Origin of the sequence: Selenomonas ruminantium subsp. lactilytica TAM6421, from assembly GCF_000284095.1 — a bacterium.
Classification (GTDB): Bacteria; Bacillota; Negativicutes; order Selenomonadales; family Selenomonadaceae; genus Selenomonas_A; species Selenomonas_A lactilytica.
Window position 1 is genome coordinate 34,308 of the sequence record NC_017068.1, and the last position, 18,922, is coordinate 53,229.

An 18,922-nucleotide genomic window follows, 5' to 3' on the forward strand; every position below is an offset into this window, starting at 1 on the left:
AATTTTTTGTATGGAGGTGTGGACAGGATGATGAGCAGGTTACGGCAAATAGTGCAGGGGGAAAAGGGGCAGTCCGTGGTAGAGTGGGGACTGGTGGCGCTTTTTGCAGTGGGGATGTTCTTTATGTTCCATGATTCCAGTCTGCTCCCCCAGGTAAGTAAAACATATGACCGTGTGGGGAGCTATTTAAGCGGTACACCTTTAAGCAGTACGATCCCCACAGCAGAGGACATTATTAGATATGGCACCATAAGTAATACGGAGCTGTCGAAGGTAGACAATGCGCAGCGGATAGCATTGGATGAGGCAAGCCTGAGAAATCTGGCACGCGCTTTTTTGGGCAAGGATGCGTCAGCATCTAGCGGTATGTTTATAAATGATCTCAAATTTAAAAATTACAAATATAATTCTGAGAAAGGGTTAAAACAAGGAATCCTGCTTTTTGACTATAACATCAAAAGTACAGGTGAAAATGGGGCAGTCAAGACCGAATTTTCTGGTAATGAGGTGTCTAAGGATAATATTGTCAACTGGCTGGAGGGAAACTATACGATCTCATCGGAGAAAAATAAGACACTGGAGTCGGATCAGCGGTACTTTTTCTCCGATGACCTCATTGACCCTTATGGGATAAAGGATAATACCGTGCAAAATAATGAGACATGGGCGGTTAGTGTGCGTTGTGCCTTTGAAGTTAGTCAGGGAAAGGTCAGTGCTGTCCATATTTGGGCTAGCCGCAATAAAAAAGATAAAAGCAATAATAAGGTTGACTATCCTGATGGCTGGATTCGCCAGGGGGCGGAGGGCTTGGTGGATATCGTAGTTACGGAATAGAAGGTGGGATCATGAAAGGAAAGTTGGCTGAAAAAGGGACAGTACTTGTCTTTGTGGCGCTGGCGCTGCCTTTTTTGATTCTTTTTGCCGGTATGGCCATTGATATCGGACGTGGGTATCTGCATAAATCCTATATGCAGAATGCAGCTGATGCGGCGGCTTTGGCAGGCGTGGAATTAGTAGGTGACCAGAAGGCAAGGCTTATCCCTGTATCCGATGTGCCGGCTTTGGCCCAGAATATCAATTCAGAGTCCAGTGCGTAGGCAGATGCAGGGGCAAATCGACTTTTAGCCTTGGATACTGATGGCAAGTGGCAAACCGGTGGCAGTAATATTAAAACAGAACTGCGTAAGAAAGTCATATTGCATGCTAACAATCCGATATTACAAACTCAAAATCGTGAGATTTCCCAATATTACTATAAAGTGGAACTGACGGATGAAATAGGGTTTCAGTTTGCAAGGATATTCTTGCCGGAGGCACTTCTGCCTGATGGTTGGAAAGTAAAAGCAGAGACATGGGCTACCGCGAAAAATACAGCTTCTGCCTTGGCTGGTGTGGATTTGTATACACAGGCTTCAGAGGTGGCGGATGCATATAACTTTGCCACCTTTCAGAATCTGGAGGAACACTACAAGGGCAAAAGCTATGAGGAAATCAAGCAAATGAGCTTCACCAATAAAGGCCCTACCTATAACGCCGATGGCACTCGTCAGGAAGTCTTCAATATGGACGGTGAGGCAACGATCAACAATAATATGAGAAGCCTGATGATAAATTTCAAGCCTGATTTTCAATCGGAGAACAAGTTAACTGACAATTGGGATTTGGACAAGATTGACACTATGACACCGGAAGATGCACGAGTTGTTTTATACGATAATGGCATAAAACTTACCAACTGGCGGATAGTGGACAGCAATGGTGATGTGTTAGAGGAGAATGAAGGCGGTGTTTCCTTATGGGGGAAATTCTACGACAAGCTGACAAATCTGTTTGGTGAGGAAACGGCAAAAACTTTGGTGTTTTCCCGCATCGGTTCGGTAATTAACGTGATCAATCCTTATAAAGTGCGGAATCTGTCCAGTTTATCCCCAGCGGAGATTTCCTATAATATATATACGGATGAGCCTAATGAGCTGGACCCGCTGTTTGTCCGCATTGAAAGTGAGGAATATAATACGCAAAGCGGAAACAAATGGGTGACAAATACGGTACGGGATATCAGCATCAATATCAAGGCAGATAATACCATAAAATCTAACGATAAATATCTTTACCGGCCCATGATTTTTGTCTATGATGGCCCTGTGGGGGAAGATGAAGATGGAGATGGGATAGGTGAACGTGGCGTGGGACGAAAGTCCAGAACCGTGACCCTGAATCTGGAGGCTGATTTCCGGGGGATTATCTATGCGCCTAACAGTCCCGTGCATGTGGAGGGCAATAATCATAAGTTTCAGGGCATAATCATTGCCCAGAGTATTGTGGATGCTGCTGGCAATGTCATAACAATGCCGGAAATACAATCGTCAGAAACGGATGCGGATTTACAGATCTTTTATCAAAATTCTGAAATTAATTTAGGTGATGCGCAATATGATGATTTCGGTGTCGTGAGATTGACGAAATATAACAACCCGCAGAAGGATGTATTCTATCTGAAAGGCAGAGCTAGTATAACCATTTAAAATATACATCAATGAAACAAAAAGCATTTGCCTATGCGTAAGGCAAATGCTATAATATACCTAAAGAAGGTGCCGCCTAGCGGCCGCCCTCAGACGAATTTACTTTTTTGATAAACCGCCAAAGTTTGAGCGCTAGGGCGGTTTATTTTTTCATTTCTATGAGGATGAGCAGAATCAGAAGTAGTACAACAATTAACTCATTCATAGGCGTACCCCCAGTTGAGGGCATATATTGACCGCCAAACAGCACCTGATTTAGATATTATACGATTGTCAAAGGTCTGTCAATGCTTATTTTATCGGCATTGATGGACTTTTTTGTGTGAAAATGTTATAATAAGAAGCTAGTAATTTTGTTAATCAAGATAATTTTTACGATAATGAAAGTAAGATTTTGAGGTGAGATTGTGGAGTTTGAACAGGGAAAAATTGTCCCCGTCAATCTGGAACACGAGATGAAGAACTGCTACATCGACTATGCGATGAGCGTTATTGTAGCTCGTGCCCTGCCAGATGTGCGGGACGGCTTGAAGCCGGTACACCGCCGTATTCTCTACGCCATGCAGGAAGCGGGCATGGGCTCTGGGAAGCCCTATAAGAAATCGGCCCGTATCGTCGGTGAAGTTTTGGGTAAATATCACCCCCATGGTGATACGTCTGTTTATGATGCCATTGTCCGCATGGCGCAGGATTTCTCCATGCGTTATATGTTGGCTGATGGTCACGGCAACTTCGGTTCCGTAGACGGCGACCCTGCCGCTGCCATGCGTTATACGGAAGTCCGCATGTCGAAGATTTCCGAGATGATGCTGCAGGATATCGACAAAGAAACCGTAGACTTCGTTCCCAACTATGATGAATCCCTGAAGGAACCCTCCGTGCTGCCGGCCAAGTTCCCGCAGCTACTGGTCAATGGTACCTCCGGTATCGCCGTAGGTATGGCTACAAATATCCCGCCCCACAATATGCGGGAGGTTATCGATGGCACCCTGATGCTCATTGACAATCCGGATACCACCATTGAGGAACTCATGACGGTCATCAAGGGACCGGATTTCCCCACGGCCGGTCTTATCCTGGGCAAAGAGGGCATCAAACAGGCCTACACTACGGGCCGTGGCATCGTCAAGATGCGCGCTAATGCTCATATTGAAACCCTGAGCAACGGCAAGCCCCGTATCGTGGTGACAGAACTTCCGTATCAGGTCAACAAGGCACGTCTGATCGAAAAGATTGCCCAGCTCGTCCGCGACAAGCAGATTGAGGGTATCACTGACCTGCGGGATGAATCGGACCGCAATGGTATGCATATCGTCATCGATCTGCGCCGGGATGCCAATGCCAATGTCATCCTGAACCAGCTCTTCAAGCACACGCAGCTGCAGGACAGCTTCGGTGTCATCATGCTGGCCCTCGTAGACGGCAAGCCGCAGGTACTGAACCTCAAGCAGGTGCTCCATTATTATATCAAGCATCAGGAAGAGGTCATCACCCGCCGTACTCAGTACGAATTGAAAAAGGCTGAAGCCCGCGCCCATATTTTGGAAGGCTTGACCATTGCCCTCGACCATCTCGATGCGGTGATCACCACCATCCGCGAGAGCCGCACGGCGGATATCGCCAAGGAAGCGCTGATGACTGGGTTCAAGCTCTCCGATAAGCAGGCACAGGCAATTCTCGACCTCCGTCTCCAGCGCCTGACCGGTCTGGAACGGGAAAAGATCGAGGAAGAATATCAGGAAACATTGAAAGCCATCGAAAACTTCAAAGCTATCCTGGCTGATGAACAGAAGATCCTGAACATCATCAAGGAAGAGCTCACAGCTGTCAAAGAGAAGTTCGGTGATGACCGTCGTACGAAGCTCACCATTGATACTTCGGAAATTGATGTGGAAGATCTCATCGCCGAAGAAGATGTGGTTATCACTTTGACGCATAACAATTATATCAAGCGGATGCCGCTGGATACCTATCGACGTCAGAACCGTGGCGGCAAGGGCATCAAGGGCATGGGCACGAAGGAAACGGATTTCGTGGAAAATCTGCTGATCACCACGACACACCATACCATCCTGTTCTTCACTACCCGCGGCCGCGTATACAGCCTCAAGGCCTACGAGATTGCCGAATCCAGCCGTACCGCCAAAGGAACGGCTATCATCAATCTCCTGCAGCTCGATCAGGGCGAGAAGATCACGGCAGTCATTCAGGTCAAGGGCTTTGATCCGGACCGCTACCTCTTCATGGCTACACGCAAGGGTATCGTCAAGAAGACCTCCCTGTCCGAGTTCAGCAACCTGCGCAAGAATGGCCTCAACGCCATCAACCTCGATGATGATGATGACCTCATGGGCGTCAAATTCACGGATGGTGAAAGCTATCTGATGCTGGGCACGAAGCTGGGCAAGGCCATCGCCTTCTCCGAGGACGATGTCCGTGCCATGGGCAGAACCGCCCGCGGCGTCAAGGGCATTACCCTGTCCATGGGCGATGAAGTGGTAGGCATGGATATCCTTGTACGCAATGCCGAGGTTCTCACGGTTACGGAATGCGGCTACGGCAAGCGTACCAGCACCGACGAATACCGCGCTCAGACCCGTGGCGGCAAAGGCCTTATCAACATGAAGGTCACGGAAAAGACCGGCTATGTGGTGGGCATCAAGGTGGTTCGTCCGGAACACGAGCTCATGCTCATCACCACTGACGGTATCGTGATCCGCACCAATGTCAATGACATCTCCGTCATCAGCCGCAACACCCAGGGCGTCAAGCTCATGACTACGGCAGAGAATGACAAGGTTGCGTCTATGGCTACGCTGGAGCAGAAAGACAACTAAATTGAAGTAAGGAAAAGAGGAATCATCATGGTTCCTCTTTTTGTTGCTTCAATTTATTAAGAGTGGTAAAATTAAATTGTAGTATTGCGACTTTACAGGAGGGATATGTATGGATTTTATGAAACTGGCCAAAGAGCGTTTTTCCGTCCGCAAGTTCACGGATCAGCCGGTGGAACAGGAAAAGCTGGATGTGATCCTGGAGGCAGGGCGCGTGGCACCTACGGCCTGCAATAAGCAGCCTCAGAAGGTATATGTACTTCGGAGCGAGGAAGCGCTGGCGAAAATCAACAGCCTCTGCAAGTGTATTTTCGGTGCCAAGACTGTGCTGATGATTACCTGTGACAAGAATCTGGAATGGCAGAATCCCTTGGAAGCGGGCGTCTGCGCCGGGGTTCAGGATATCAGCATCGCTGCCACCCATATGATGCTGGCGGCCTGGGAACAGGGCATCGGCTCCTGCTGGGTGAATTACTTCGCTCCCACGGAAATCGCCAAGGCCTTCAATCTGCCCGACAATGAGCAGCTGGTGCTGCTGATGCCCCTTGGCTATGCGGCCGAAGGTGTCAAACCTGCTCCACTCCATGAAGCCTCCCGTGACATCAAGGAAATGGTGACATATCTTTAAAGCAAAAAATCCGCTGAAATCAGTTCATTTGCTGATTTCAGCGGATTTTTTGGTTTGTTTATTTTTTCAACAGTTCACGGGTATGTTCGGCCACCATTTCCGGAGTGATATCCCAGTTGCGGGCCACGCCAGTAGTGCGGGCGGCCTGAGCTACTGCGGCAGCTACAGTGGGGGCTACATCGGGGTTGAAGGGGCTGGCGATGATATGGTCTTCGTCCAGTTCTGACGGGCTTATCAGGGAGGCGATGGCCCGGGCAGCAGCCATCTTCATCTCCTCGTTGATGGTGCTGGCCTGTACGTCCAGTGCACCGCGGAAGATGCCCGGGAAGGCCAGCAGGTTGTTGACCTGATTGGGGAAGTCAGAGCGGCCTGTGCAGACAATGCGGGCCCCGGCTTCTTTTGCCAGATGGGGCAGGATTTCCGGTTCGGGGTTGGCCATGCCCATGACGATGGCATCCGGAGCCATCGTGCGCACCATATCCTGGGTGACACAGCCCGCCACGGATACGCCGATAAAGACATCCGCCTTGCGGATCACGGCGTTCAAGGGGCCTGCTTCATGGGTGGGATTAGTTATTTTTGCAATATCGTCCTTATAGGGATTCATGCCGTTGGGACGGCCTTCATAGATGGCCCCGCGGGAGTCGCAGAGGATGATATTGCGGCCGCCGGCACTGTGGATCAGGCGGGTAATGGCCTGTCCCGCGGCGCCGGCACCATTGATGACGAATTTTGCCGTGGTAAAGTCCTTGCCTACGATCTTGAAGGCGTTGATCAGGGCAGACACCACCACAATGGCCGTTCCGTGCTGGTCATCATGGAATACAGGGATATCGAGGGTTTTCCGGAGTTCTTTTTCGATATCAAAACACTGCGGGGCCTTGATATCCTCCAGATTGATGCCGCCAAAGCTCGGTGCCATCAGCTGGACGGCCTTGATGACTTCCATGGGGACTTCGGTGTCCAAAGCGATGGGGACGGCATCTACACCGGCGAATGCCTTGAAGAGGATGGCCTTGCCTTCCATTACGGGCATCCCCGCCTGGGCACCGATATTGCCAAGGCCCAATACGGCACTGCCGTTGGTCACTACGCCTACCATATTCCCCTTGCTGGTATAGTCATAGGCCTTGCGCTTGTCTTCCTTGATGGCCAGGCAAGGCGCAGCTACGCCCGGGCTATAGGCCAGCGTCAGATCTTCTCTGCTGGTCAGGGGAACTTTGCTGGTGATGGCCAGCTTTCCTTGGTGTTCTTTATGTAATTTTAAAGCATTTTCGTTTACGTTACTCATAATGTACTTCCTTTCCGTTTCCAAGAGCATATTGTAAGCAAACTGCATTCACAAGTCTGTATGTTTTGTTACAATTTACAGTTATTGTTAAAAAGTGAGAGATATATATTGCAACTGTAATATATAACATTATAAACATCCTGCACGAAAAGACAAATATAAATTTTTAATAGAAACAATAGATATACACTATGAATACTGGCTATAAAAGCAAAAATCCGGTATGTCTTTTCCTGCTGTCAGGACGGTCGGGCCGTCAAAGGGCAGGGAAAATTCATACCGGATTTTTATGGTTATGATAGATATTTACGCAATCAACGGGTTTTGCCTACGCCAGCGCTGGGCGTAGGGGCTGAGGTTTCAGCATTGTCTGCAGCAGGAACGGACTGACGGCGGGATGGACGCGTGGTTTCGCTGGTATCGCGTTCCAAGCGTTCTTCCGTGCGGCTGCGTTCACTGCGATCAATGGTTTCCCGTTCGCCTGTACGTTTATCCGTGTCGGTCTTATCCTCGCGGCGGCGGCTCTTGCTGCTGTCGGAAGGTCTTGCTCGGCCAATAGAGGTATCGCTGGCTGGTACTTCGCTGGCGCCTGCCGGTATGCTGCTTTCGTATTCCCGGATATCCGCTTCCATCTTGGTCTTGTAACGGCCGCTCAGGGAAACGCCCAAGGTGTCTGCTACCGTCATGCGCAGCTTGTTCAGATTGGGAATCCAATAGCTGACACCATCGATATACATGGGCTTGCCAGGGACCATATCGGTTTTGAGGCCGTTTTCCTTGGATTCCTTCAGTGTGCCGACAAACTCCAGGATCTGGCGCAGGCTCAGGTCCGTGTCGATGGATTCCATGATTTCCTTAACGACAGACGGCAGTTTGGGAATGATGGCCGGGGACAGAACCTTGTCCATGCAGGCCCGTACGAAGTCCTGCTGACGGCGGATACGGCCCAGGTCACCTTCCTCATCCCGATAGCGCACATAGGTAACGGCTTTGGCACCATCCATATGCTGCATGCCGGGCTGGAAATCGATGATGAGGCCGCCGTCATCATCCCAGGGATCTTCGTAATGCATACGTTTGGGGACGTCGATATCAATGCCGCCGATGGCATCAATGATCTTTTTGAAAGACTTGGTGTTGATGATTATGTAGTGGTCAATATTCACGCCCAGCAGATTTTCCACGGTATCTTGGGAAAGGCTCTGCTTGCCATAGGCATAAGCTGCATTGACCTTGTCGAAGCCATGTCCCTTGATCTTTACGCGGGTGTCACGGGGCACAGACAGCAGGGATGCCTGCTTGGTCTTGGGATCGATGGAGGCAATCATCAGGGTATCGCTGCGTCCCACATCATCGTCGCGTTCGTCCACCCCCATGATCATGATGGTGGCTTTATCCTTGGCAGTCAAAAGCTCCTCATGTTTTACGTTGGTGGTTGGTTTTTCGAGCAGGCTGTTACTGGCAAAATAAGCACCACCCAAAGCGGCACCTAAAAATACCAGCACCATGACAATCCAGGGCCAGATACGATGCTTTTTTTTCGTCTTGCGCGGTGGAATATTGGACGTTTGCAAAATCATACCTTCTTTTCTAGCGATTTATTCATCGAATTCAGTACATACATAATAATTATATCGCAGGTTTCTTATAAATCAATTAAGTCTAGCAAAGAAAGATGAAAAAAGCAAGGGGAATTGAGAAAAAGTGTTACAATATTAGGGAAAGGGTGATGAGTATGGCAAAAGAGATTGAACGGAAATTTTTAGTTAAGGACAACTGGCAGCCCCAGGGGGCAGGTATGAAGATTGCACAAGGTTATCTGTCCACAGTGCCGGAGAGAACCGTCCGGGTGAGAATCAAGGATGACAAGGGCTATTTGACCATCAAGGGGAAGAATGAAGGCATTAGCCGGGCGGAATTTGAATATGAGATTCCCCTGCAGGATGCGGAAGCACTGCTGCGACTGGCAGAGCAGCCGGTGCTGGAAAAAACGCGCTATCTGGAAAAGCAGGGTGATTTTCTTTGGGAAATCGATGTGTTTGCCGGTGATAACGAAGGATTGGTGGTGGCAGAAATCGAACTGCCGACGGAAGAGACCGTGTTCAGTCGTCCCAGTTGGCTCGGTGAGGAAGTTTCCGGCGATGTCCGCTACTATAATGCAAACTTAATAAAAATGCCCTATTCATTGTGGAAAAAGTGATTTTTTGTAAAGTTATACACAGATACATGGTTATCCACAAAAAATAAGCAGGATGTTGGGGATAAAAGCACAAAATATAGCTGAATTGGCCTTGTCAAGAGGGATATATAGGGTTATCCACGGTTTTATCCACATTATCCACAGTTGTGAGGGATTTTCTTGTAAACAAATCACACATGCTGCTTATATATTATTGTAGGAAATAGTAATGTATAGTTAATGGGTTTATATTTATCCACAACTGTGGATTATTATGTGGATAAACTGTTACATTGTATACTTTGCGCCTTGTGGACAGCAGGAATTTTGCCGTTGAGGGCGAATTTATATCAAGAATAAGGCATGATTATTGTAGCATTTATGGGAGGTGATGAGGCATGATTTCAGAATGGGAGCTTCTTCTGCGTCTGGTTCTCTCCTGTGTCTTGGGCGGAATCATCGGCTATGAACGGCAATCCCGGCGTAAATCGGCTGGTCTGCGTACGAATGTGCTGGTCTGCCTTGGCTCTTGTCTCATCATGGTCATGTCTGTGGAGATGTATCAGGAGGTCGAGGGCAAGACAAATGCCGATCCGGCCCGACTGGCGGCGCAGGTGGTCAGCGGCATCGGCTTTTTAGGTGCCGGGGCCATCATGAAGGAAGGGCTGTCTGTAACAGGACTGACCACGGCTGCCTGCCTATGGGTGGTGGCTGGTGTAGGTTTGGCTGTAGGGGCCGGGTTCTATGCCGGGGCCCTTATCAGTACGGCGTTGGTCTTTGTGACGCTGGGCAGGCTTTCCCGTATCGATGACTGGGTGGATCATGAAAAAAATCTATCCCTCAATATACATACGGTGGACAGGCCGGGTCAGCTCATGCGCATCAGCCGTTGTCTGGAAGACCTGCAGCTGCGGGTACGGGGGGTAAAAGTCAAAGCTGATGAGGATGAGGCTGAGGAAACCGGTGAGCGCAGCATGTATATCGATCTGGAGATTTTCAACAAGCAGAGCATCAAGAGCATCATCATTGTGGACGCTGTACGGCAGATCGATGGTGTGATCCGGGTGGATGTGGTATAGGGATTTTATTTTTTCCGCTAAAAGGATTTTTCCTGCCGATGGAGAATAGCAGAAGTAAGTGGAAGTAGCTTTGGAAAAGGAGTGAAGGGAAAATGAATCCGGAAATCGTGGATACCATGGTGCGGGCGGCTATGCAGGTGATGGATAATGCCTATGTACCTTATGGCAAGGCGGCCATCGGCGCTTGTGTATTGGCCAGCGATGGTACCTTCTATACAGGCTGCAATATTGAAAATGCCGTGCCGCGTCTGTCTGTCTTCGCAGAGGAAGTGGCCATGTACCGGGCGGTGGCAGATGGCAAGCGGGAATTTGATGCCATTGTTGTGATTGCCGATACAGAGAGACCTTTTGTGCCAAATGGAGCTGTCTGTCAGCTGCTGGCAGAGTTCGATGTACAGGAAATCATTATGGCGAATATGGACGGTGTGGTAGAGACCGCGAAACTGACGGATCTGTTGCCCCATGCTAAAGCGCCAATGGATAACGCCCTGCGCCCTGTAGAAGAATAAAATTAAAGTTTGGCCCCCTTTCTTTCGATATATTAGGAAAGAAAGGGGGCCTTTATCATGTCAGATATGGGATTGGAAGCTCTTTTGACCTTGCAGAATCTGGCCAATAAAAGTTATAAACGTACGGAAACGAATCAGACAACAGAGAAGGGCGGGCAGGAAAGCTATCAGGATATTTGGGCCAAGGTGCAAAAGGAGCAGGAGGAATGGGATAAGACCTTGAATGAATACGATCTGACGAAATATAAGTTAGGGCTGATGGACAGCTTTTGGTCAGATCGCCATAAATCCCAGGACTATCTCTACAGTTATTACAAGCGCCAGCAAAGAAGCCTCAATCAGCAGGCCATCAATGAGATTACACAGAACATCGTCTGGCTGAATCAGCTCAACAACAGCGGCCTCTTAAACGGCAATATCGACACCGAAGCCGCCCAGGCCACCAGCAAGGTGCTGCAGACGGCCCTGCAGACCACCATGCTGGCCAGTATCCGCAACTTCCAGATTAATTCGTTCCTGGGGATTTAAGCGCGCATGACAAGGTTTATGAGGAAAGCAAGGCTGATTACGCCCATTACCCAGCTGACTTCCTTATGCCGCCCAGTGCAGACCTTGAGCAGAACATAACTGATGAAACCGAAGGCAAAGCCGCTGGCGATGCTGTAGGTCAGGGGCATCATGATGATGGTCAGGAAGGCAGGGACACCGTCGGTGAGATCATTGAAGTCGATTTCCTTGACGGCAGAAATCATCAGGGCGCCAATCAGGATCAGGGCAGAGGCTGTAGCATAGCCGGGAACCAGTGCAATTAGGGGGGCAAACAGCAGCAGGGAGAGGAAGCCAAAGGATACGGTTACGGCGGTGAGCCCTGTGCGGCCGCCGGCTTCAATGCCTGTGGCGCTTTCCAGATAGGTGGTAACGGTTGATGTACCCACAAGTGCACTGCCGATGGTGGCAAAGGCATTCATGGTCAGAGCTTTGTCGAGATCGGGGATTTCACCATCCTCCTTTACCATTTTCGCCCGGCGTGTCAGGCTGATCAGGGTGCCGATATTATCGAAGAGCTCTACCATGGTGAAGGTGAAGATGATGGAGACAATGCCATAATCCCAGGCACCGGCAATATCCAGCTGGCCTAAGGAGGCGCTGACGGAGGGGATATTGAAGCTGATGATATCTTCAATGCCATGGGGGGCAGGTGAACAGCCAAAGGCCATCGATAGCAGGGTGGTCACGGCAATGCTTATCAGGATAGCGCCCTGTACGCCGCGCACCATCAGGATGACCGTGAGGGCCAGTGTAAACATGGCGAATATAGGGGCCGGCTGGGTGATATCACCCAAAGCCACAAAGGTTGATGCGTCAGCCTGCAGCACCCCGGCACTTTTGAGCCCGATAAAGGCGATGAACAGGCCGATGCCCACGGTGATGGCCGATTTCAGGGTATCCGGCACGGCTCGGATAATGGCCTGCAGGATGCCGCCACAGGTCAGCAGCAGGAATACCAGGCCGGAAAAGAACACAGCGCCCAGTGCCACAGTCCAATGCAGGCCGAGGCTGCCGCAGACATAGTAGGAGAAAAAAGCGGTAAGTCCTAAGCCGGGGGCTAGGGCAACAGGATAGTTGACCAAAACCCCCATGAAGAAGGTGGAGATGGCGGTAATCCAGATGGTGGCGGCAATGGCTGCCTCCCGGGACATACCGGCATCGGCGAGCATATGGGGATTGACAAAGACGATATAGGCCAGGGCAATGAAGGTCGTGAGCCCGGCAAAAAATTCCGTGCGCACCGTCGTCTGGCGGTCGCGCAGCTTGAATAGGCGGTCTAACATACATCCTCCTAAAATTTACAAATAAGCAGCTCATCAATGACCTCGATGAGCTGCTTATCTTTATGATACTGCTTTGATTTTATTCTTTGATGGGCTTCTTTAGTACGGACAGCACGAGGCAGCCAACTACAGCACCGATGATGATTGCGGCCAGATACATGGCAGCATTGCCGATGGTCGGCACTACGAAGATACCGCCATGGGGAGCACGCAGGGTGCAGTCAAAGGCCATGGACAGGGCACCAGCCGTAGCGGAGCCGATGAATACGGACGGAATCACGCGCAGGGGGTCACCAGCAGCAAACGGGATAGCACCTTCGGTGATGAAGGACATACCCATGACGTAGTTGGTGATACCAGCTTTGCGTTCGCTTTCGGTGAAGCGGTTCTTGAAGAAGGTGGTGCAAAGGGCGATAGCCAGAGGCGGAACCATACCACCGGCCATAACAGCGGCCATGACATGGTATTCGCCGGAAGCTAAGAGGCCCGTACCCGTTACGTAAGCAGCCTTGTTGATGGGGCCGCCCATGTCGATGGCCATCATGCCGCCCATGACGATACCCAGGAAGATACGGGCATTCGGATCCATGTTCTTCAGGGTGTCAACCAGCCAGGTGTTGATGGCACCAACTGGCGGAGCAATGATGAACATGCTGATGAAGCCGATGATCAGGATACCGAAGAAGGGATAGAGCAGAACGGGCTTGATGCCGTCCAGAGATTCCGGCAGGCAGGAGAAGGCTTTCTTCAGGAAGTTTACAGCGTAACCGGCAACGAAACCAGCTACGAGAGCGCCGAGGAAGCCGGAACCCGTGGTACCAGCCAAAGCACCGCCGACGAAACCAACAGCAAGGCCCGGACGGTCTGCGATGGACATGGCGATGAAGCCGGCGAGGATCGGCAGCATGAAGCCGAAGGATGCACCGCCGATATCCATGAAGAACTTAGCCAGCGGCGTATTGGAACCGAACTTGCTCGGATCGATGGAATAGTCATCGAACAGGAAGGCCATGGCAATCAGGATACCACCGCCAACGACGAAGGGCAGCATGTGGCTGACACCGTTCATCAGGTGCTTGTAGATCTGGCGCCCCAGGCTTTCGCCGGATACGTCAGCAGCGCCGTCGCTTTCGTCAGCGCCGGAAGCATGATAGATGGGAGCATTGCCGGACATAGCACGGTCGAGGAGTTCGTCCGCCTTGTTGATGCCGTCGGCAACTTTGGTGATGATGGTCGGTTTGCCATCGAAACGGGCCATCGCGACGTTCTTATCAGCAGCGACGATGATAGCGTCAGCTTTGGCGATTTCTTCAGCCGTCAACACGTTCTTTGCACCGCCGGAGCCATTGGTCTCAACCTTGATGGTGATGCCGCGTTTCTTGGCGTGCTGTTCGAGGCTTTCAGCGGCCATGAAGGTATGGGCAATGCCGGTGGGGCAGGCAGTTACAGCCAATACCTGGATATGGTCAGCTTTCGGAGCTTCTTCAGCAGGAGCATCTGCAGCAGCCGGGGCAACGAATTTGCCATCTTCCTTGGCATCGATGAGTTTCAGGAACTCATCTTTGCTCTTGGCAGCGATCAGGGCTTCCTTGAAGTCCGGGTCCATGATCATGGTAGCCAGCTTGGACAGGATAGCCAGATGGTCATCATTGGCAGAGTCCGGAGCAGCGATCATGAAGAACAGGCGGCTCGGCAGGCCATCCATGGAAGCAAAGTCCATGCCGGCAGGAACCGTCATAGCGGCAAGGCCGGCAGCCTTGACGCCAGCACTCTTGGCATGGGGAGTGGCGATACCATCGCCAAGGCCAGTGGTGCCGGATTCTTCACGGGCAAATACGTCTTTCTTGTACTGTTCTTTGTCGGACAGGTTACCGCCGGCTTCCATCAGATCAGCCAACTGATTGATGGCGGCAGTTTTGTCCGCGGGGGATGCGCCAAGAACGATGCTCTCGCTCTTGAGCAGGTCAGTGATACGCATAATGTTCTCTCCTTTGTAAAAAAATTATATTTATGATGCCTAAAAGGCGAGATCCCAATTATTCGATGGTGGCCAGCAGTGCTTCAACTTCCGGACGGGTAGCGAGGTTTTCGCTGAAGGCGGAAGCAGAACCCGTAGCTACACCCATATGGAAAGCTTTCTCGAAGTCACCATTGGATTCCATGTAACCAGTGATGAAGCCGGCTACCATGGAGTCACCAGCGCCAACGGAGTTGATGAGCTTGCCTTTCGGTGCCGGGCACTTGAAGGATTTGCCTTCAGCCGTCAAGAGGATGGCACCGTCGCCAGCCATGGAAATCAGTACGTTCTGCGCGCCTTTTTCCTGCAGTTTCTTGGCATAGGTGATGATCTCTTCATCGGTGGTCAGCTTTACGCCGAACATATCGCCAAGCTCATGGTTGTTGGGCTTGATCAGGAACGGATGATACTGCAGCACGTTGAGCAGCAGTTTCTTTTCCGCATCTACCACGATGCGGATGCCCTTGCCGTCGAGACGGGCCATGATGCGCTGATAGATGTCATCCGGCAGCGTCTTGGGGATGGAACCTGCCAGCACCAGCGTATCGCCTTCCACGAGCTTGTCGAGCTGGGCAAAGAGTTCCTGCTGTTTGGCTTCGCTGATGTCCGGGCCCTGGCCGTTGATTTCCGTTTCCGTGCTGGCCTTGGCCTTCACGTTGATGCGGGAGAAGCCTTCATCAAGCTGTACGAAATCGCTCTTGACGCCGAAGTCCTTGAGCTGGCGCTTGATTTCTTCGCCGGTGAAGCCGGCCACAAAACCCAGGGCACTGTTGTCATGGCCCAGGTTCTTGAGCACGATGGACACGTTGATGCCCTTGCCGCCAGCCAGTACCTGTTCGTAGTTCACGCGGTTGATCTCACCAGCCGTGAAGTTGTCCAGGCGCACGATGTAATCCAAAGATGGATTGAAGGTTACAGTGTAAATCATCTTTCATTCTCCTTCAATAACAGTTGTGTAGTCACGATATTTCTTATCTTCCAGCCGTCCTGTGATGATGGTGGCGCTGGAGATATGAGCAAAAGTAATCGGGGAAATCTTGTTGAATTTTGACTGGTCAGCCAAAACATAGGCGTTCTTGCAACGGGCCAGTGCTGCACTCTTGATGGTGCCTTCGTCAGCATCCGGGGTGGAGAAGCCGGATTTCGGGCTGATGCCGTTGGTGCCAAAAAATCCCTTGGTAAAGTTGTAACATTTCAAATTATTTAAAGCTTCTGTACCTACTACCGCTTCCGTTACGGCCTTTACTGCTCCGCCAATGATAAAGACTTTGAAGCCTTTGGCGGCCAGCTTGGCTGCGTGCTGCATGCCGTTCGTGACAAATACGGCACTGGTTTCAGTCAGAAAGTCGATTAAGTGCAAGGTGGTGGAACCGGCATCGATATACACAAAATCTTTGCGTTTGATCATTCCAGCCGCCTTGCGGGCGATGGCAATCTTTTCCTCAGGGAAAAGATCGTTCTTGGTTTTCATGTCTTCCTCGGCACTGGTGTAGTTGTTGTCGATGGAAGTGGCCCCGCCATACACCTTGTAGAGCCTGCCGCTCTTGTGCAGGGCGGTGAGGTCCCGGCGCACCGTGGACTCCGAAGCATCCAAAGCGCGGGTGAGGTCAAGGACGGTAACAGCCTTTTTTTCATTCAGGATGCGCAGGATGGTGGCATAACGCTCTTCTGTCAGCATGGCTATCACTCTCCCCAAAAATTGATGTTTTATATATCATACAACTAAAGTCAGTCAAAGTCAATCAAAGGTACGAAAAAACAAGCATAAAGTTGCTAAATCCCGCCAAAAACTGCCGACAAAGTACGTTTGTATTTTAGTGCGGTACAGAAATAAACAGAAAAAAGAGGAATATTGGATATATAGATGGTATAATATATTTTAGATATAGTATAAACGGGAGTGTGAGGCGTATGGAAGAACAGGCAAGTTATCATGCAGGTAATAAACCGAAAATCGTGCAACATCGTAAAGCATCTTTTTATTTAAAAAAATATGCGATGATCTTTGTAGGGGCAATCATTGCTGCAATTGGGCTGGAATTATTCCTTATTCCGAATAATGTCATTGATGGCGGCATCGTGGGTGTGTCCATCATGATGCAGACGCTTACAGGCATGAGCCTGGGGGTGTTTCTGGTACTGCTTAATATTCCGTTTCTATTTATGGGCTATAAGCAGATTGGCAAGAACTTTGCCATTGCGACGATGATTGCTATCTGTTTTCTGTCTGTTTGGTCAGAAATCTTTGGTCCTGTGGCCAAGGTTACGGATGATCCTTTTCTTGCGGCCATTTTTGGCGGCATCATCGACGGACTGGGGGTAGGACTTATCATCCGGGCTGGTGGCAGTCTGGATGGTACGGAGATTGTGGCGATTATCATGGATAAGAAGTCAGTGTTCTCTGTAGGTGAAGTCGTTATGTTTATCAACCTCTTTATCCTGTCCAGTGCCGGACTCCTCTATGGCTGGGATAAGGCGATGTATTCGCTGGTCGCTTACTTTGTCATCTCGAAGATGATTGATGTGGTGATCAAGGGGCTCGATGAAAGCTATGCGGTCATGATCGTGACCAACGAGCATGATGAGATCACTTCTGCCCTGAATGACCGTCTGGGGCGTGGCGTTACCCTGCTGCATGGTGCTGGCGGTTATACGGGGGAAAGCAAGGAGGTTCTCTACTGCGTGGTGACGCGTCTGGAAGTGGACAAGCTCAAGGAGATTGTTTTGGACAAAGATGAAAGTGCCTTTGTTACGATAAATGCCGTACATGATATTGTGGGCGGGCGCTTTAAGAAGAAGTCAATCCATTAAGGGGGCTTGAAGATGAAGAAATTGGCGATGTTCCTAAGCCTGTTGGTTTGCTTTTGCCTGCTGGGGGCAGGAACGGCAGAAGCCACCAGGGAACCGGGGCCTTTTCGGGTGGCACAGTTTCCCCTGCAGGTGCAAAGCCGCATGGTGCCATCTCAGGCAGTCTACGACCGCCTGGAAAAACTGGTGGACCGCAGTATGCATATTCCCTTGAATGGCACATTAAAAGCCGTCCATTACATTCCGGAAAGGGAATGCCAGACGGCTTGGGAAGGTGTGCGGGCCGGAGTTGGGCATAAGGAACGGCTGAAAAATCTGATGCAGCCTTTGGCTGAAAAATTGCATGCTGATTTAGTGGTGATGCCCATCCTGAGCGGATATGAGCAATATGAAATTATGAGCTGGCACCGCTGGGGCCGCCGTATTACCCATAGTTATGCGTGCGTGCAGATTGTGGGCTACGACCGATTGAAGGATGAAGCGTTCAGCAAGACTGTTTCACGGCGCTTTGATGATGAGTATTCCTCACAGGGAGATGTGAACCGCCTGGCTTATGAGGCGATGGATGCAGCCCTGCGTGAGGCGCAGATCCATGACCGGATATGGGAAAGGAAGCGTCAGCGGGTTGGCTAGGCAGGTCACGGATAGCCATTCATCACCACATCAACCTTGCCCGTGCGGGGATGAAAAATAAGCCCATGGATGGGAACATCTGCGGGGATCAGCGGATTGAGGCGGATGCGTTCCACCGTATCGATGACATTTTGTTCGGGATGGTGGAATTCATCCGCCCATTCCGTCAGTTCCTTTTTTATCATATGGATAGCTTCTTTGGAAATGCCCCGTTCCAGCATGGATTTTATGAGACTTTCCGAGGTAGTATTGGCCATGCCGCATTCGTGATGGCCAATGACAAAGATTTCCCTGACGCCTAATTCATAGATGCACACCAGCAGGCTTCTGATGGTGCCATCAAATACGCCGGTAATGCCATTGCCGGCGGTTTTTATTACCTTGGCTTCGCCGCGGCCAATACCCAGCGCCGGTTCCAGAAAATTCACCAGCCGGGTATCCATGCAGGTGATCAGGGCCACCTGCTTCTGGGGCAGCTTGCTTTTTTTCTGGTCTTCCTGGGTATAGTCTGTGGGGGGATGGGCACAGAATTCCGCGTTGGCGGCCAGCATACTGTCGAGAATGGACATATTCTTTCCTTCTTTCTT

Annotated in this window: 18 protein-coding genes; 11 read left to right on the forward strand and 7 right to left on the reverse strand. The window is 50.5% G+C overall.

Going from position 1 to position 18,922, the window contains the following annotated elements; genetic code table 11:
- Positions 1-27: 27 nt before the first annotated feature.
- From SELR_RS00155 to SELR_RS00175, 5 genes are all read left to right on the forward strand, one after another.
- The gene (locus tag SELR_RS00155) at positions 28-834 is read left to right on the forward strand and encodes a Flp family type IVb pilin (RefSeq protein WP_014423185.1); all 807 of its coding nucleotides are present in this window, start codon (positions 28-30) and stop codon (positions 832-834) included.
- An 11-nt stretch (positions 835-845) separates the two neighbouring features.
- Positions 846-1,097, forward strand: a complete 252-nt coding sequence (locus SELR_RS00160) for a TadE/TadG family type IV pilus assembly protein (protein WP_014423186.1) — start codon at positions 846-848, stop codon at positions 1,095-1,097.
- A 207-nt stretch (positions 1,098-1,304) separates the two neighbouring features.
- On the forward strand, positions 1,305-2,525 hold the full coding sequence (locus tag SELR_RS00165) for a hypothetical protein (protein ID WP_158645760.1): 1,221 nt from the start codon (positions 1,305-1,307) through the stop codon (positions 2,523-2,525).
- 407 nt (positions 2,526-2,932) lie between these two features.
- Positions 2,933-5,362, forward strand: a complete 2,430-nt coding sequence (gene gyrA, locus SELR_RS00170) for a DNA gyrase subunit A (RefSeq protein WP_014423188.1) — start codon at positions 2,933-2,935, stop codon at positions 5,360-5,362.
- Positions 5,363-5,471: 109 nt separating this feature from the next.
- Positions 5,472-5,987 (forward strand): nitroreductase family protein, encoded by a 516-nt coding sequence (locus tag SELR_RS00175; protein ID WP_014423189.1) that lies wholly within the window; start codon positions 5,472-5,474, stop codon positions 5,985-5,987.
- Between the two features lie 58 nt (positions 5,988-6,045).
- Here the strand turns inward: SELR_RS00175 and SELR_RS00180 are convergent, their stop codons facing one another.
- Positions 6,046-7,281, reverse strand: a complete 1,236-nt coding sequence (locus SELR_RS00180) for an NAD(P)-dependent malic enzyme (RefSeq protein ID WP_419789605.1) — start codon at positions 7,279-7,281, stop codon at positions 6,046-6,048.
- Positions 7,282-7,592: 311 nt separating this feature from the next.
- Entirely contained in the window at positions 7,593-8,858 is a 1,266-nt protein-coding gene (locus SELR_RS00185) for an LCP family protein (RefSeq protein ID WP_014423191.1), read from the reverse strand.
- A 155-nt stretch (positions 8,859-9,013) separates the two neighbouring features.
- Here SELR_RS00185 and SELR_RS00190 point away from each other — a divergent pair, with 155 nt between their 5' ends.
- The 4 genes from SELR_RS00190 (at position 9,014) to SELR_RS00205 (ending at position 11,573) form a co-directional block, all read left to right on the forward strand.
- Positions 9,014-9,478 carry a CYTH domain-containing protein gene (locus tag SELR_RS00190; RefSeq protein WP_041914206.1) on the forward strand — a complete coding sequence of 155 codons (465 nt, stop codon included), beginning with the start codon at positions 9,014-9,016 and terminating at the stop codon, positions 9,476-9,478.
- A gap of 377 nt (positions 9,479-9,855) precedes the next feature.
- A complete protein-coding gene (locus SELR_RS00195; RefSeq protein WP_014423193.1) occupies positions 9,856-10,536 on the forward strand; it encodes an MgtC/SapB family protein in 681 nt (226 codons plus the stop codon).
- Positions 10,537-10,628: 92 nt separating this feature from the next.
- Positions 10,629-11,045, forward strand: coding sequence for a cytidine deaminase (locus tag SELR_RS00200; RefSeq protein WP_014423194.1), 417 nt, complete (start codon positions 10,629-10,631; stop codon positions 11,043-11,045).
- Positions 11,046-11,102: 57 nt separating this feature from the next.
- Positions 11,103-11,573, forward strand: coding sequence for a hypothetical protein (locus tag SELR_RS00205; protein ID WP_014423195.1), 471 nt, complete (start codon positions 11,103-11,105; stop codon positions 11,571-11,573).
- Here SELR_RS00205 and SELR_RS00210 read toward each other — a convergent pair.
- The 4 genes from SELR_RS00210 to SELR_RS00225 form a co-directional block, all read right to left on the reverse strand.
- Positions 11,570-12,877, reverse strand: a complete 1,308-nt coding sequence (locus tag SELR_RS00210; protein ID WP_014423196.1) for an NCS2 family permease — start codon at positions 12,875-12,877, stop codon at positions 11,570-11,572. The two genes, SELR_RS00205 and SELR_RS00210, sit on opposite strands and share 4 nt — an antisense overlap.
- Before the next feature lie 79 nt (positions 12,878-12,956).
- Complete coding sequence (locus SELR_RS00215) at positions 12,957-14,855, reverse strand: PTS fructose transporter subunit IIABC (RefSeq protein WP_014423197.1); 1,899 nt, start codon at positions 14,853-14,855, stop codon at positions 12,957-12,959.
- Positions 14,856-14,913: 58 nt separating this feature from the next.
- Positions 14,914-15,822, reverse strand: coding sequence for a 1-phosphofructokinase (gene pfkB / locus SELR_RS00220; RefSeq protein WP_014423198.1), 909 nt, complete (start codon positions 15,820-15,822; stop codon positions 14,914-14,916).
- A gap of 3 nt (positions 15,823-15,825) precedes the next feature.
- Complete coding sequence (locus SELR_RS00225; RefSeq protein ID WP_014423199.1) at positions 15,826-16,572, reverse strand: DeoR/GlpR family DNA-binding transcription regulator; 747 nt, start codon at positions 16,570-16,572, stop codon at positions 15,826-15,828.
- A 233-nt stretch (positions 16,573-16,805) separates the two neighbouring features.
- Here SELR_RS00225 and SELR_RS00230 point away from each other — a divergent pair, with 233 nt between their 5' ends.
- Entirely contained in the window at positions 16,806-17,705 is a 900-nt protein-coding gene (locus SELR_RS00230) for a YitT family protein (protein ID WP_014423200.1), read from the forward strand.
- Positions 17,706-17,717: 12 nt separating this feature from the next.
- Entirely contained in the window at positions 17,718-18,335 is a 618-nt protein-coding gene (locus SELR_RS00235; protein ID WP_014423201.1) for a hypothetical protein, read from the forward strand.
- A gap of 5 nt (positions 18,336-18,340) precedes the next feature.
- Here SELR_RS00235 and SELR_RS00240 read toward each other — a convergent pair whose 3' ends face one another.
- Positions 18,341-18,904: a beta-class carbonic anhydrase gene (locus SELR_RS00240; RefSeq protein WP_014423202.1), complete on the reverse strand. Its 564-nt coding sequence runs from the start codon at positions 18,902-18,904 to the stop codon at positions 18,341-18,343.
- Positions 18,905-18,922: the final 18 nt, after the last annotated feature.

Coding starts and splice junctions, on each gene's coding strand:
- SELR_RS00155 (WP_014423185.1), top strand. CDS start 28: ATGATGAGCAGGTTACGGCAAATAGTGCAGGGGGAAAAGGGGCAGTCC.
- SELR_RS00160 (WP_014423186.1), top strand. CDS start 846: ATGAAAGGAAAGTTGGCTGAAAAAGGGACAGTACTTGTCTTTGTGGCG.
- SELR_RS00175 (WP_014423189.1), top strand. CDS start 5,472: ATGGATTTTATGAAACTGGCCAAAGAGCGTTTTTCCGTCCGCAAGTTC.
- SELR_RS00185 (WP_014423191.1), bottom strand. CDS start 8,858: ATGATTTTGCAAACGTCCAATATTCCACCGCGCAAGACGAAAAAAAAG.
- SELR_RS00190 (WP_041914206.1), top strand. CDS start 9,014: ATGGCAAAAGAGATTGAACGGAAATTTTTAGTTAAGGACAACTGGCAG.
- SELR_RS00195 (WP_014423193.1), top strand. CDS start 9,856: ATGATTTCAGAATGGGAGCTTCTTCTGCGTCTGGTTCTCTCCTGTGTC.
- SELR_RS00200 (WP_014423194.1), top strand. CDS start 10,629: ATGAATCCGGAAATCGTGGATACCATGGTGCGGGCGGCTATGCAGGTG.
- SELR_RS00205 (WP_014423195.1), top strand. CDS start 11,103: ATGTCAGATATGGGATTGGAAGCTCTTTTGACCTTGCAGAATCTGGCC.
- SELR_RS00210 (WP_014423196.1), bottom strand. CDS start 12,877: ATGTTAGACCGCCTATTCAAGCTGCGCGACCGCCAGACGACGGTGCGC.
- SELR_RS00215 (WP_014423197.1), bottom strand. CDS start 14,855: ATGCGTATCACTGACCTGCTCAAGAGCGAGAGCATCGTTCTTGGCGCA.
- pfkB (WP_014423198.1), bottom strand. CDS start 15,822: ATGATTTACACTGTAACCTTCAATCCATCTTTGGATTACATCGTGCGC.
- SELR_RS00225 (WP_014423199.1), bottom strand. CDS start 16,572: ATGCTGACAGAAGAGCGTTATGCCACCATCCTGCGCATCCTGAATGAA.
- SELR_RS00230 (WP_014423200.1), top strand. CDS start 16,806: ATGGAAGAACAGGCAAGTTATCATGCAGGTAATAAACCGAAAATCGTG.
- SELR_RS00235 (WP_014423201.1), top strand. CDS start 17,718: ATGAAGAAATTGGCGATGTTCCTAAGCCTGTTGGTTTGCTTTTGCCTG.
- SELR_RS00240 (WP_014423202.1), bottom strand. CDS start 18,904: ATGTCCATTCTCGACAGTATGCTGGCCGCCAACGCGGAATTCTGTGCC.